13 protein-coding genes are annotated in these 13225 nt (G+C 65.2%); 6 read left to right on the top strand and 7 right to left on the bottom strand.

Annotated elements, in window-relative coordinates; translation table 11 throughout:
- Positions 1-16: 16 nt before the first annotated feature.
- From MRBLSP13_RS06345 to MRBLSP13_RS06325, 5 genes are all read right to left on the bottom strand, one after another.
- Entirely contained in the window at positions 17-1876 is a 1860-nt protein-coding gene (locus MRBLSP13_RS06345; RefSeq protein ID WP_363753507.1) for an ABCB family ABC transporter ATP-binding protein/permease, read from the bottom strand.
- A 106-nt stretch (positions 1877-1982) separates the two neighbouring features.
- Positions 1983-2822 (bottom strand): 2,3,4,5-tetrahydropyridine-2,6-dicarboxylate N-succinyltransferase, encoded by an 840-nt coding sequence (gene dapD, locus MRBLSP13_RS06340; RefSeq protein WP_363753447.1) that lies wholly within the window; start codon positions 2820-2822, stop codon positions 1983-1985.
- Complete coding sequence (locus tag MRBLSP13_RS06335; RefSeq protein ID WP_133653094.1) at positions 2819-3490, bottom strand: pyrimidine 5'-nucleotidase; 672 nt, start codon at positions 3488-3490, stop codon at positions 2819-2821. The genes dapD and MRBLSP13_RS06335 overlap by 4 nt, the downstream gene beginning before the upstream one ends.
- 87 nt (positions 3491-3577) lie before the next feature.
- Positions 3578-4456 carry an LOG family protein gene (locus MRBLSP13_RS06330; RefSeq protein WP_363735742.1) on the bottom strand — a complete coding sequence of 293 codons (879 nt, stop codon included), beginning with the start codon at positions 4454-4456 and terminating at the stop codon, positions 3578-3580.
- Between the two features lie 189 nt (positions 4457-4645).
- Positions 4646-5341, bottom strand: a complete 696-nt coding sequence (locus MRBLSP13_RS06325) for an extensin family protein (RefSeq protein ID WP_363753444.1) — start codon at positions 5339-5341, stop codon at positions 4646-4648.
- Positions 5342-5502: 161 nt separating this feature from the next.
- Here MRBLSP13_RS06325 and MRBLSP13_RS06320 point away from each other — a divergent pair, with 161 nt between their 5' ends.
- The 3 genes from MRBLSP13_RS06320 to MRBLSP13_RS06310 all read left to right on the top strand — a co-directional run bounded on the left by MRBLSP13_RS06320 (position 5503) and on the right by MRBLSP13_RS06310 (position 9552).
- Positions 5503-6663, top strand: coding sequence for a phosphoserine transaminase (locus tag MRBLSP13_RS06320; RefSeq protein WP_363735744.1), 1161 nt, complete (start codon positions 5503-5505; stop codon positions 6661-6663).
- 117 nt (positions 6664-6780) lie between these two features.
- Positions 6781-8361 carry a phosphoglycerate dehydrogenase gene (serA, locus tag MRBLSP13_RS06315; protein WP_363735745.1) on the top strand — a complete coding sequence of 527 codons (1581 nt, stop codon included), beginning with the start codon at positions 6781-6783 and terminating at the stop codon, positions 8359-8361.
- 54 nt (positions 8362-8415) lie between these two features.
- Complete coding sequence (locus tag MRBLSP13_RS06310; protein WP_414714699.1) at positions 8416-9552, top strand: ATP phosphoribosyltransferase regulatory subunit; 1137 nt, start codon at positions 8416-8418, stop codon at positions 9550-9552.
- On the opposite strand, the gene MRBLSP13_RS06305 is transcribed toward MRBLSP13_RS06310, so the two are convergent.
- Entirely contained in the window at positions 9546-10349 is an 804-nt protein-coding gene (locus MRBLSP13_RS06305; protein ID WP_363753505.1) for an alpha/beta hydrolase, read from the bottom strand. The genes MRBLSP13_RS06310 and MRBLSP13_RS06305 overlap by 7 nt on opposite strands.
- A 319-nt stretch (positions 10350-10668) precedes the next feature.
- Here MRBLSP13_RS06305 and MRBLSP13_RS06300 point away from each other — a divergent pair, with 319 nt between their 5' ends.
- From MRBLSP13_RS06300 to MRBLSP13_RS06290, 3 genes are all read left to right on the top strand, one after another.
- Positions 10669-11958, top strand: a complete 1290-nt coding sequence (locus tag MRBLSP13_RS06300) for an adenylosuccinate synthase (protein WP_363735747.1) — start codon at positions 10669-10671, stop codon at positions 11956-11958.
- 5 nt (positions 11959-11963) lie between these two features.
- On the top strand, positions 11964-12146 hold the full coding sequence (locus MRBLSP13_RS06295) for a hypothetical protein (protein WP_363735748.1): 183 nt from the start codon (positions 11964-11966) through the stop codon (positions 12144-12146).
- Positions 12147-12247: 101 nt separating this feature from the next.
- Positions 12248-12814, top strand: coding sequence for an NADPH-dependent FMN reductase (locus MRBLSP13_RS06290; RefSeq protein ID WP_363735749.1), 567 nt, complete (start codon positions 12248-12250; stop codon positions 12812-12814).
- Between the two features lie 127 nt (positions 12815-12941).
- On the opposite strand, the gene MRBLSP13_RS06285 is transcribed toward MRBLSP13_RS06290, so the two are convergent.
- On the bottom strand, positions 12942-13225 hold a 284-nt coding region (locus MRBLSP13_RS06285; RefSeq protein ID WP_363753442.1), incomplete at its 5' end, for a cation:dicarboxylate symporter family transporter.

Genomic DNA, 13225 nt, shown 5'->3' with positions numbered 1-13225 from the left:
CGTGCCCAACTTCACCTTACGCCCGACCCCCAGGGACCTCCACCACCTCGAAAATATCCTCGATCCCCGGCTCCATCGGCATATCGTCCCGCTCGGTCGCCTGGCGCGCCCACATCGCCGCGTAAAGGCCATCCGCCCGGACCAGATCGCCATGCCGCCCGCGCTCGACCACGCGGCCCTTTTCCATGACGATGATCTCATCGGCATCGACCACGGTGGACAGGCGGTGCGCGACGATCAGCGTCGTGCGCTTGCGCGAAATGCTGCGCAGCACGTCCTGGATTTCCGTCTCGGTCCGGCTGTCGAGCGCGCTGGTCGCCTCGTCCAGCACCAGTACAGGCGGGTCTTTCAGCAGCGTGCGGGCGATCGCGACCCTCTGCTTTTCACCGCCGGAGAGCTTCAGTCCCCGCTCGCCGACCCGCGTGGCATAACCCAGTGGCAGGCCCATGATGAAATCATGGATCGACGCCGCCCTCGCCGCCGCCTCGATCTCCTCCTGCGTCGCGCCCTCGCGCCCATAGCCGATATTATAGCCGACCGTGTCGTTGAACAGCACCATGTCCTGCGGCACGATGCCGATCGACGCGCGCAGCGACTGCTGCGTCACCGCCGCTATGTCCTGCCCGTCGATGCTGATCCGGCCGCCCTGAATGTCGTAGAAACGGAACAGCAGCCGCGCGATGGTCGACTTGCCCGCGCCGGACGGGCCAACGATGGCCAGCGTCCTGCCAGCCGGCACGGTGAAGCTCACGCCGTGCAATATCTCCCGTTCGGGATCATAGCCGAAATGCACATGGTCGAAGCGCACCTCGCCTGCCTCCACATGCAGCATCGGCGCGCCGGGCGCATCGCTGATCTCGGCCTGCGTGTCGATCAGCTTGTACATCGCCTCCATGTCGATCAGCCCCTGGCGGATCGTCCGGTAGACCATCCCCAGCAGGTCGAGCGGCCGGAAAAGCTGGCTCAGCAGCGTATTCACCAGCACCACGTCGCCGGTCGAGAACTGCCCATGGCTCCATCCCCAGACGGTATAGCCCATGGCCCCCGCCATCATCAGGTTGGTGATCAGCGACTGGCCGATATTGAGCCAGGCCAGGCTGTTCTCCGACTTTACCGCCGCTTCGGCGTAACGCCGCATCGCCTTGCCGTACCGGGTGGCTTCGCGCTCCTCGGCGCCGAAATATTTGACCGTCTCGAAATTGAGCAGGCTGTCCACGGCATGGGCCACCGCATTGGTGTCCATATCCACCATGTCGCGGCGAAGCTGGTTGCGCCATTCGGTGATCGTCCGGGTGAACCAGATATAGAGCGCCACCATCACCAGCGTCGCTGCAACCAGGCCGGCGCCGAATTTCACGAAGAAGATGACGCAGACCGCCGCCAGTTCCAGCACCGTCGGCGCGATGTTGAAGAGGAGGAAATACAGCATCGTGTCGATGCTTTTCGTGCCGCGCTCCACGATCTTGGTAACCGCGCCGGTCCGCCGGTCGAGATGGAAGCGCAGCGACAGGCGGTGCAGGTGGACGAACACATCGTCGGCCAGCCGCCGTCCTGCTTCCTGCCCGACCCGCTCGAAAATGGCGTTGCGCAGATTGTCGAACAGCACGCTGCCGAAGCGCGCGCCCGCATAGGCGACGACCAGCGCGATGGCGAGGCCCGCGCCGGATTCCATGCCCGGCGCCATGCGATCGACCGCGCCCTTGTAGGCGAAGGGCATGGCCAGGCTGACGACCTTCGCCACCAGCACCAGCAGCATGGCGATGGCGACGCGCCGCCGCAGCGCGGGGGCGTCGGCGGGCCAGAGATAGGGAAAGAACCGCCGCATCGTCGCCCATATGGGCGGGAGCGGGGAGTTATCGGGCGTCGAGGGCGGCATGACACTCATTTAGGAAGTCATGCCGCTTTGATCTAGAGACGTCGAAGGTGCGTCGCCATTTCGTTCACGCTTCGCAGGCCCGCATGGGCGGAATGGCGGCGTGCCTTCAATCGCGCAGCAGTTCGTTGATCCCGGTCTTCGACCGCGTCTGCGCGTCGACGCGCTTCACGATCACGGCGCAATAGAGGCTCGGCCCCGGCGTCCCGTCGGGCAGCGGCTTGCCGGGCAGGCTGCCGGGCACGACCACCGAATAGGGCGGCACTTCGCCGATGAACACTTCGCCCGTGGCGCGATCGATGATCTTGGTGGACATGCCGATGAACACGCCCATCGACAGCACCGATCCCTTGCCGATGCGCACGCCTTCCACGACTTCGGACCGCGCGCCGATGAAGCAGTCGTCCTCGATGATCACCGGATCGGCCTGCAACGGCTCCAGCACGCCGCCAATGCCCACGCCGCCGGAAAGGTGCACATTCTTGCCGATCTGCGCGCAGCTTCCCACCGTCACCCAGGTGTCGACCATCGTGCCTTCATCGACGAAGGCGCCGATATTGACGAAGCTTGGCATCAGGATGACGTTCCTGGCAATGTGCGAACCAGCGCGGGCAAAGCTGCCCGGCACGGCCCGGAAACCGGCGGCGCGGAAGGCCGCCTCGTCCCAGCCGGCAAATTTGCTCGGCACCTTGTCCCACCAATGGCCGGCGCCGGGCCCGTTGTCGATCATGACATTGTCGTTCAGGCGGAAGGAGAGCAGCACCGCCTTCTTCGCCCACTGGTTGACCTGCCATCCTTCCGCGGTCGGCTCCGCCACGCGCTGTGCGCCCTTGTCCAGCAGGGCCAGCGCCTTGTCGACCGCCTGGCGGACCTCGCCCTGCGTCTGGAGGTTGACGTTGGCCCGGTCCTCCCAGGCGGCGTCGATGATGGCGATCAGTTCGTTGCTCATGGCTTTTCCCCAAAAATATCCGCCAGGAACGGCGTCAGATGGTCGGTTTCGAAATCGATGAAGTCGGGATGATGGCCATGATCGCCGGCTTCGGAGCCGTTATTGACCCAGATGGTGGTCATGCCGATCGCCTTGGCCGGGCGCAGATTGCGCGCCATATCCTCGAAAAAGGCGGCGCGGGTCGGATCGACATTGTGAACACGGCACAATTCCGCATAGCCCGACGGATCGGGCTTGGGCACATATTGGCAGGCGTGGATGTCGTGGATCAGCTCGAACGCGCCGGAAAGGCCCAGCCGGTCCAGCACCCGCGTCGCATAGGCCCCATCGCCGTTGGTGAAGATCAGCCGCCGCCCCGGCAGCGCCGCGATATGGGCGTTCAGCGCCTCGTCCACCTCCAGCCGGTCCATGGAAATGTCGTGGACATAGTCCAGGAACGCCTGCGGCTCTATGCCATGATGGTGCATCAGGCCGGAGAGCGTCGTGCCATGTTCCAGGAAATAGCGCTTCTGCGTTTCCCTCGCCACGACCGGATCGCAGCCGAGCAGGCCCTGGATGAATTCGCCCATCTTGACGTCGATCAGGGCAAACAGGTCCGCCTTCGCCGGGTAGAGCGTATTGTCCAGATCGAAGATCCAGGTGTCGACATGGGCGAGGTCGGGACGCATGGCCGGGCCCTAGTCCCGCGCGGGGAAGAGGGCAAGGCGGAAGAAGAAGGAGTCCGTGCTCCTGCCTTCGCATGAGCATCAGGCGCGTTACCCGCAGTCCGGCGCTTCACTGTCCTGATAGAAGCTCTGCACGGCGTGCCACGCTTCCTCCGCCGTCTCGACCCAGGTCAGCAGGTTGAGGTCCGAAGGCGAGATCACGCCTTCGTCGGCCAGCGCCTCGAAATCCACCACCCGCGTCCAGAACTCGCGCCCGAACAGCAGCACCGGGATCGGCTTCATCTTGCCGGTCTGGATCAGCGTCAGCAGTTCGAACATCTCGTCGAACGTGCCGAAGCCGCCGGGAAATACCGCCAGCGCCCGTGCCCGAAGCAGGAAATGCATCTTGCGCAGGGCAAAATAATGGAACTGGAAGCTCAATTCCGGCGTGACGAAGCGGTTGGGCGCCTGCTCATGGGGCAGCACGATGTTCATGCCGATGGTGGTGGCGCCCACATCGTCGGCGCCGCGATTGGCCGCCTCCATGATCGAGGGGCCGCCGCCCGAACAGACGACGAAATGGCGGCATCCCGCTTCGTTCACCGGATATTGCGCCGCGATCCGCGCCAGCTTGCGCGCCTCGTCATAATAGCGCGCCTTTCGACCCAGATTTTCAGCGATGCGCTTCTGTTCGGGCGTGGTCGCGGCGTCGATGCGCGCCTGCACCTGCTCCGGTTCGGGGATGCGCGCCGATCCGTAGAAGACGAAGGTCGATTCGATCTTCGCCTCGTCCATCAGCAGTTGAGGCTTCAGCAATTCGAGCTGGAACCGCACCGGCCGCAGGTCCTCCCGCAGCAGGAATTCGGTGTCCTGGAAGGCCAGGCGATAGGCGGCGCTGCTGGTCTGCGGTGTTTCCACCCCCTTGCGGGCGTCGGCGGCTTCCTGACGGGCGGGGCGGAATTTGCGTTCTTCGATTTCTTTTCTGGTCATTTTCACCAAGGTAGGCGGCCAAGGTGACAAAGCCAAGGCGGTTAAGATTAAATGCCGTTAAGTTCGGCCCGCTTCATGGACTCGCCAAGCGGCAGGAGCCGCCATGTTCCTGTTTCCGCTCAGCGGCAAAAGCCGCCATGTTTCCCGTTCCCGCTTAGCGGCAAAAGCCGCCATGTTTCCCGTTTCCGCTTAGCGGCAAAAGCCGCCGCGGCCGCCCATGTCGAAATGAAAATGATCGTGATGGGCGGCGTTGTAATCGGGGCTCAGCACGGTGCTGAACCGCTTGCAGGCGCTGGCGTGGATGATCTCCAGAAACTGCCTGACGCGCTTGTCGCCGTTCCAGTCCTTCTCGATGGTGATGTGTCGCCCGTCGCTCAGCACGAAGCCCGACACGTCGACCGCATTGCTGTGCGCATGTTCGCTCAGCTTCCCGCTTCCCGCGATCGGCCGGCAATTATAGGTGCCGAAGGTTTCTATCTTCTCGACCTCCGCCCCCAGGATCAACCGCGCGGCAGGCTGCACGCCGAAACGGGCCCAGGCCGCGAAATTGGCCGCGAGGTTGCAGGTCATCGCGCCCAGATTGGTCGCGGGCACGCCGATATCGAGCAGCTTGACGCTGCCATAGGCGCTGCACCCGCCCCCGAAATTCTGGTCGGGAAGGGGTGTGAACAGGACGGATTGCGATTGCAGCTTCGCCATGCATTGCCGGACCTCCATGGTTGGCGGAGCGGCTGGCCGGGTGGCCCTTGGCGGCTTTGCCGGGCGTTCCACCCGGCCGCGCGGGACCAGGTCGCCGCCGCAGCCTGCCAGCGTCAGCATGGCGGCCGCGACAGCCGCCAGCCCCAGGCCGCGAAAAATCGCTTTCCCCCTAACCCGCTCAATCATGACGCAATCCTTTACCACGTCCCGCTGGCTGAGGGGTTAACGGCTGGCTCGGCTCATCGCGTCCAGACATTCAACTTGACTCTTTGGCCGGACACTTTAGGGCGGCCAGCGGGCCACGCGGTCCCAACGCCGCGCGTGCTCTCTGTAAGGAGAAGCATTACATGACTGATCTGACTGCCGTTGACGCCACCCTTGCGCCTGCTGAAAAGCCCGCCAACCGTCCGGCCCGCCCCTATTTCTCTTCCGGTCCCTGCGCCAAGCCTCCAGGCTGGAGCGCCGACAAGCTGAGCGCTGACTCTCTCGGCCGCTCGCATCGCGCCAAGATTGGCAAGACCCGCCTCGCTTATTGCATCGACCTGATGCGCGAACTGCTCAACCTGCCCGAAACCCATCGCATCGGCATCGTGCCGGGCTCCGACACGGGCGCCTTCGAAATGGCGATGTGGACCATGCTGGGCGCCCGCCCGGTGACGACGCTCGCCTGGGAAAGCTTCGGCGAAGGCTGGGTGACGGACGCCGCCAAGCAGTTGAAGCTCGACCCCACGATCATCCGCGCCGACTATGGCCAGTTGCCCGACCTGAACGGTGTGAACTTCGCCCATGACGTGCTGTTCACCTGGAACGGCACCACCTCGGGCGTGCGCGTGCCGAACGCCGACTGGATTCCGGCCGACCGCGAAGGCCTGACCTTCGCCGACGCGACCAGCGCCGTGTTCGCCTATGAGATCGACTGGACCAAGATCGACGTCGCCACCTTCTCCTGGCAGAAGGTGCTGGGCGGCGAGGGCGGCCATGGCGTGCTGATCCTCGGCCCCCGCGCCGTGGAGCGTCTGGAAACCCACACGCCGTCCTGGCCGCTGCCCAAGGTCTTCCGCCTGATGGCGAAGGGGAAGCTCGCCGAAGGCATCTTCAAGGGCGAGACGATCAACACCCCGTCCATGCTGGCGGTCGAGGATGCGATCTTCGCGCTGGAATGGGGCAAGTCCCTGGGCGGCCTTTCCGGTCTGATCGCGCGCAGCAACGCCAATGCGGCGGCGCTGAACAGGATCGTCGAGGAACGCGACTGGCTTGGTCATCTCGCCGCCGATCCGGCGACCCGTTCGACCACCAGCGTCTGCCTGACCGTCGAGGGTGCGGACGAAGCCTTCATCAAGAGCATGGCCGGCCTGCTCGAGAAGGAAGGCGCCGCCTATGACGTCGCGGGCTATCGCGACGCCCCGGCGGGCCTGCGCATCTGGTGCGGCGCTACGGTCGAGACCGCCGATATCGAGGCGCTGGGGCCGTGGCTCGACTGGGCCTATGCGACGGCCAAGGCTGCTTAACAAACCTCTCCCAAATCCCCGTCATCCGGCGAAGACCGGATCTCAGGCCTCCAGGTACGACTGCACCGCCTGAGATCCTGACTTTCGTCAGGATGATGAATTGAAAGGCAATTCGTCATGCCCAAGGTACTTATTTCCGACAAGATGGACCCCCGCGCCGCCGCGATCTTCCGTGAGCGCGGCGTCGACGTCGACGAGATCACCGGCAAGACCCCGGATGAACTGAAGGCGATCATCGGCCAGTATGATGGCCTCGCCATCCGCAGCTCGACCAAGGTCACCAAGGATATTCTCGACCACGCGACCAACCTGAAGGTCATCGGCCGCGCCGGCATCGGCGTGGACAATGTCGACATTCCGGCGGCGTCGGCCAAGGGCGTGATCGTCATGAACACGCCGTTCGGCAATTCGATCACCACCGCGGAACATGCCATCGCGCTCATGTTCGCGCTGGCCCGCCAGTTGCCGGAAGCCAACACCCAGACGCAGCAGGGCCTGTGGCCGAAGAACGGCTTCATGGGCGTGGAAGTCACCGGCAAGACGCTGGGCCTGATCGGCGCCGGCAATATCGGTTCGATCGTCGCCAGCCGCGCGCTGGGCCTCAAGATGAAGGTCGTCGCCTTCGACCCCTTCCTGACGCCCGAACGCGCCGTCGAAATGGGCGTGGAAAAGGCGGATCTCGACACGCTGCTGGCGAAGGCCGACTTCATCACGCTGCACACGCCGCTGACCGACCAGACGCGCAATATCCTGAGCAAGGAAAATCTGGCCAAGACGAAGAAGGGCGTGCGCATCATCAACTGCGCGCGCGGCGGGCTGATCGACGAGGCCGCGCTCAAGGAAGCGATGGATTCGGGCCATGTCGCGGGTGCCGCACTCGACGTGTTCGTGACCGAACCGGCCAAGGAATCGCCGCTGTTCGGCACGCCCAACTTCATCTGCACGCCGCATCTGGGCGCATCGACCGACGAGGCGCAGGTCAATGTCGCGCTCCAGGTCGCGGAACAGCTCAGCGATTATCTGCTCGACGGGGGCATCACCAATGCCCTCAACGTGCCGTCGCTGTCGGCGGAGGAAGCCCCGAAGCTCAAGCCCTATATGGCGCTGGCGGAGGAGCTGGGCAGCCTGGTCGGCCAGCTTGAGGGCGACCGCATCCAGAGCGTCGCGGTGGAGGTCGAGGGCCATGCCGCCGAACTCAACCAGAAGCCGATCACGGCGGCGGTGCTGGCCGGCCTGATGCGCGTCTATTCGGACACGGTGAACATGGTCAACGCGCCCTTCCTGGCGAAGGAACGCGGCCTCGACGTCCGGGAAGTCCGGCATGACCGCGAGGGTGACTATCAGACGCTGGTCCGTGTGACCGTGAAGACGGAAAACGGCGACAAGTCCGTCGCGGGCACGCTGTTCGGCAATGCGCAGGCGCGCCTGGTCGAACTGTTCGGCATCAAGGTCGAGGCCGACCTTGCAGGACACATGCTCTACATCGTCAACCAGGACGCGCCGGGCTTCATCGGCCGCCTGGGTTCGACGCTGGGCGAAGCGAACGTCAATATCGGCACCTTCCACCTTGGCCGGCGCAACCAGGGCGGCGAAGCCGTGCTGCTGCTGTCGGTCGATGGCGTGGTCAACGAAACCGTCCTCAACGACATCTGCAAGCTGGCAGGCGTCAAGACGGTGAAGCTTCTCCGCTTCGTCTGATATGGTTCGGGCTGGCCTTGCGCGCATAATTCGCTAAAGGCCAGCCCCATGACCATGACGAGCGCCACGATCCCGCCCGGCCTCCTTCCCGAGGGACTTTCCGATCGCCTGCCGCCGCAGGCCGAGGCGTCGGCGCGCCTTGCGCGCCGCGTGCTCGATACCGCCTCCGCCCATGGCTATGAGCGGGTGATGCCGCCGATCGCGGAGTTCGAGGATTCGCTGGTCGGTCGCCTTAAATCCATGCGCGCGCAGGATCTCGTCCGCGCCATCGACCCGGTTTCGCAGCGCAGCCTGGCCCTGCGGCCGGACATGACCGCGCAGGTCGGCCGCATCGCCGCCACGCGCCTGGCTTCCGCCCCGCGTCCGCTCCGCCTGTCCTATGCGGGCCCGGTCATCCGTCTGCGTGCGAATCAGCTCCGCCCCGAGCGGGAGCGCTTCCAGGTCGGCGCCGAGCTGATCGGCAGCGACAGCGTCGCGGCAGCCGTGGAGATCGTGAACGTCGCCATAGAGGCGCTGCAGGCGGCCGGGGTCACAGGCATAACGATCGACTTCACCCTGCCGGACCTGATCGACATGCTCGCCGCCGGCCCTCTGCCGCTTGCGTCGGAAGAGATCGAAGCCGTGCGCGCCGAACTCGACGCCAAGGATGCGGGCGCGCTCGCGGCGATCAGCCCGGCCGCTGCCGCCTATCTGCCGTTGATCGAGGGCACCGGCCCGTTCCACGCGGCGATGGAGCGGCTGGAAGCGCTGAATGCCGAACTGGGCGGCGCCATCGACAGCCGGATCGCGGGCCTGCGCGCCATCGCCAGGCCGATCGGCTGGGACATCACGCTGACGCTCGATCCCACCGAACGGCACGGCTTCGAATATCAGAACTGGTTCGGCTTCTCGATCTTCGCGGAAGGGTTCACCGGAGAGATCGGCCGGGGCGGCAGCTATGCGATCATGCGCGCCGACGGCTCGGATGAACCGGCGATGGGCTTTTCCCTCTATCCCGATCCGTTGATCGATGCGGGCTTTGGCGGCGAAGCGCCCAGGCGGCTGTTCCTGCCGCTGCGCCATGACACGGCACGCGCCGCGCAATTGCGGGGTGAGGGCTGGCAGACCATCGCCGCGTTGACGGGGGAGGAGGATGGCAAGGCGCTGCGCTGCTCCCACTGGCTCGACGGCGACGAACCGCGCGCCTACTGACCGAAGATGCGGCGTAGATAATGATCGACGATGGCGGTCCCCGGATAATCGGGATCTCCCATGGAACGGTTGACCTGCATATGCCCGCGAAGGCCCTGGCCCTCCAGCGCCGCGATCTCCACCGGCGTTCCCGCCTGGCGCAGCGCCGCCGCCAGCGCCTCGGACTGCGCCGCGCCGTCCGCGCGGTCGACATGCAGGATCAGAAAGCTTGGCGCATCGGGTTTTTCGGCATGAAATGTTGGTGACAGCGCCCTCTGTCGCGCCGGATCGGTACCGAATGCCTGCGCATAGGTGCCGGCCATGAAGCGCCCGCCCTCCGCCATCTGGCGGCCGACATCATAGGCTGCGCCATCCAGCAGGATCACCCCACGCACGGCATCGGGCGTCAATCCCGCCTTGGTGAAATAGCGCATGTCGGTGCCCACCAGCGCCACCAGATGCGCGCCTGCGCTATGTCCCATCAGCGTGATCCGGCCGGACTCGAAGCCCAAGTCTTGCGCCTTGCTCCGCAGAAAGGCCAGAGCGTCCGCGACATCCTGCGCCTGCTGCTCCACCGTCGCATCAGGCACCAGCCGATAATTGACGGAGGCGAAGGCATAGCCGAGTTCGTGATAATGCCTGACCTTGGCGACCCCGGTGGCGTTGTCCTTGCTTCCCCGTTTCCATCCACCGCCATGGACGAAGACGACCAGCGGCGCCTTTTTCGATTCGGCCGGCCAATAGTCCAGCACCTGCAGGCCATCCTTGCCATAGGCCATGGTCTGACCGCCGGGCGCGCTTTGCTGCCCCTCCGTCATCCGCGTTCGCCAGCGTTCGCGCAGGCCCTGCGCCTCGCTGCCCGATGCGACCAGCATCAGCCCCAGCCCCAGCAATGCTTCCGTCATGAATCGCCGCATGGGCCCGTCCTTTCCTATCCGGACCGGGAGCTTGCCGAACCGGCCGGTCGCGTAAAGCCCTCCCGCTGTATCAAAGTGTAACGCCTTCGCCTTGACGCGTCCGCCATGCCCGGCTAACGCGCGCCCCGCAGGATGCCCCGGCATCCACCCTATCCCACCGGCATGCCGAGTCCCGTCGAAGGGCATGGCCGGTCCGCGCGGCGGGCGGAGGACTGTATCTGTGGCAAATGTGACCGTGATCGGCGCCCAGTGGGGCGACGAAGGCAAGGGCAAGATCGTCGACTGGCTGTCGGAACGCGCCGACGTCGTCGCCCGCTTCCAGGGCGGCCATAATGCCGGTCACACGCTGGTCGTGGGCGAGAAGGTCTACAAGCTCTCCCTGCTCCCGTCGGGCATCGTGCGCGGTACGCTGTCGGTGATCGGCAATGGCGTGGTGCTGGATCCCTGGCACTTCCGCGATGAAGTCGCGAAGCTGAAGGGGCAGGGAGTGGAGATCACCCCGGACAATCTCCAGATCGCCGAAACCTGCCCGCTGATCCTGCCCTTCCACCGCGATCTCGACGGTTTGCGGGAAGATGCGAGCGGCGCGGGCAAGATCGGCACCACCCGCCGCGGCATTGGGCCGGCCTATGAGGACAAGGTCGGTCGCCGCGCCATCCGCGTCTGCGACCTTGCCCATCTCGACGATCTCGGTCCGCAACTCGACCGGCTGACCGCGCATCATGACGCGCTGCGCGTCGGGTTCAACGAGGCGCCGATCGACCGCGACGCGCTGATGGCCGAACTGCGCGACATCGCCGGCTTCATCCTGCCTTTCGTCAAGCCTGTCTGGCTGACGCTCAACAAGGCCAAGGCGGAGGGCAGGCGCATCCTGTTCGAAGGCGCGCAGGGTACGTTGCTCGACATCGATCATGGCACCTATCCCTTCGTCACCTCCTCCAACACGGTGGCGGGCACGGCAGCGAGCGGCACGGGCCTTGGCCCCAATGGCGCCGGCTTCGTGCTGGGCATCGTCAAGGCCTACACCACCCGCGTCGGCTCCGGCCCTTTCCCGACCGAGCAGGAGAATGAGGTCGGCCAGCGCCTGGGCGAACGTGGCCATGAATTCGGCACCGTCACCGGGCGCAAGCGCCGCTGCGGCTGGTTCGACGCCGTGCTGGTGCGCCAGTCGGTCGCCGTGTCGGGCGTCACCGGAATCGCGCTTACCAAGCTTGACGTGCTGGATGGTTTCGACACGCTCAAGATCTGCGTCGGCTACCGGATTGGCGACCAGACTTATGATTATCTCCCCGCCCATGCTCAGGATCAGGCCAAGGCCGAGCCGATCTACGAGGATATCGAAGGCTGGCAGGATACGACGGCGGGTGCCCGCAGCTGGGCGGATCTTCCGGCGCAGGCGGTCAAATATATCCGCCGGATCGAGGAACTGATCGGTTGCCCGGTCACCCTCGTCTCCACCAGCCCCGAGCGCGAGGACACCATCCTCGTGCGCGATCCCTTCGCGGATTGATAGAGATGGCAGGCGAACGCTTCGAGCGCCACAAGCAGCCCTGGACGGCGGATGAGCTGCAAAAGCTCCACACGCTGGCCAGGAAGGGCATGGCGCTCAAGGCGATCGCCAAGGCCCTTACGCGCAGCGAGGAATCGGTAAAGGCTCGTGCCAAGCAGGACGGGCTCAACATTGCCAAATTGCGCTGATTTCGGCGCAACGGATGTACAGGACCGGGCCGGCCGCATGACGTCTGGACGACATCTGTCGCCGGTGCGACACTTCCCCTGAACCACCAAGGGAGTCTTTCATGGCGCTCGACATCCTCGTCCTTTACGGCTCCTACCGTCGGGGCCGGCTGGGCATACGCCTTGCCGATTATCTGATCCACGGCTTCCAGGCGCTCGGTCACAAGGCGGAACTGGTCGATGCGATGGCGGTCGGCCTGCCCATGCTCGATATGCGCTACAGCGACTATCCGCCGGGCGAGGCACCCCCCGCCATGGAGGCCCTGGCGCAACGCCTTGCCGCCGCCGATGCCTTCGTCTTCGTCGCAGGCGAATATAATCGCGGCGTGCAGCCGGGTCTCAAGAACCTCACGGACCATTTCCTCAAGGAATTCGACCGCCGCCCTGCCGGCATCGCCAGCTATTCAATGGGGCGCTATGCCGGGGTCAACAGCCACGCCGCCTGGACAGTAACGCTGAACGCCATGGGCATGGCGGTGCTTCCGGAACGCCTCAGCGTCGGCCAGATCGGGGATACGCTGGATGCCGAGGGCCGTCCGCATGGTGAAAGCGGCGCCGCGCTGGAGCGCGGCTTCGCAGGCTTTGCGCGCAGCCTGGCCTATTGGGCTGCGGCGGCGAAGAAGGATTAGCAGCGACTGGAGCGCGTTGCGTTAAATCCGAGGCATGCAGCGCGCTCTATGCTTTTGATGTCGCATTGTTCTTGCGCAAAACCAGTTCCCATTTTTGCGCACGACGCTCCAGCGATCTGGACGCGCCCTAACGCCCCTTTTCCTCGTTCATCATGTCGGGGGCCAGCTCCAGCCCGGCGCGGCCGTGCGCTGCGCCATGCGCCGGTGCCTTGGGATGGGGCACATATTCCGGTTCCTCGACCTCCAGCATGCCCTCCCATTTGGTGATGACGCTGGTGGCGATCGCATTGCCCAGCACATTGGTCGCGGTACGGCCCATGTCCATGAAATGGTCCACCGCCAGGATGAAGGCGACACCCTCCACCGGCAGGTCGAACTGGCCCAGCGTCGCCGCGACCACCACCAGTGATG

This window comes from Sphingobium sp. LSP13-1-1.1 (assembly GCF_040676415.1).
GTDB lineage: Bacteria > Pseudomonadota > Alphaproteobacteria > Sphingomonadales > Sphingomonadaceae > Sphingobium.
Note: the sequence above shows the minus strand (reverse complement) of the source record. Positions and strands in the feature narration are given on the sequence as shown.

Excerpts from the sequence above, each read along its gene's own strand:
- MRBLSP13_RS06345 (WP_363753507.1), bottom strand. The coding sequence starts at position 1,876 with ATGCCGCCCTCGACGCCCGATAACTCCCCGCTCCCGCCCATATGGGCG.
- MRBLSP13_RS06305 (WP_363753505.1), bottom strand. The coding sequence starts at position 10,349 with ATGACGGAGGGGCAGCAAAGCGCGCCCGGCGGTCAGACCATGGCCTAT.
- MRBLSP13_RS06335 (WP_133653094.1), bottom strand. The coding sequence starts at position 3,490 with ATGCGTCCCGACCTCGCCCATGTCGACACCTGGATCTTCGATCTGGAC.
- MRBLSP13_RS06295 (WP_363735748.1), top strand. The coding sequence starts at position 11,964 with ATGGCAGGCGAACGCTTCGAGCGCCACAAGCAGCCCTGGACGGCGGAT.
- dapD (WP_363753447.1), bottom strand. The coding sequence starts at position 2,822 with ATGAGCAACGAACTGATCGCCATCATCGACGCCGCCTGGGAGGACCGG.
- MRBLSP13_RS06320 (WP_363735744.1), top strand. The coding sequence starts at position 5,503 with ATGACTGATCTGACTGCCGTTGACGCCACCCTTGCGCCTGCTGAAAAG.
- MRBLSP13_RS06330 (WP_363735742.1), bottom strand. The coding sequence starts at position 4,456 with ATGACCAGAAAAGAAATCGAAGAACGCAAATTCCGCCCCGCCCGTCAG.
- MRBLSP13_RS06310 (WP_414714699.1), top strand. The coding sequence starts at position 8,416 with ATGACGAGCGCCACGATCCCGCCCGGCCTCCTTCCCGAGGGACTTTCC.
- MRBLSP13_RS06325 (WP_363753444.1), bottom strand. The coding sequence starts at position 5,341 with ATGATTGAGCGGGTTAGGGGGAAAGCGATTTTTCGCGGCCTGGGGCTG.
- serA (WP_363735745.1), top strand. The coding sequence starts at position 6,781 with ATGCCCAAGGTACTTATTTCCGACAAGATGGACCCCCGCGCCGCCGCG.
- MRBLSP13_RS06290 (WP_363735749.1), top strand. The coding sequence starts at position 12,248 with ATGGCGCTCGACATCCTCGTCCTTTACGGCTCCTACCGTCGGGGCCGG.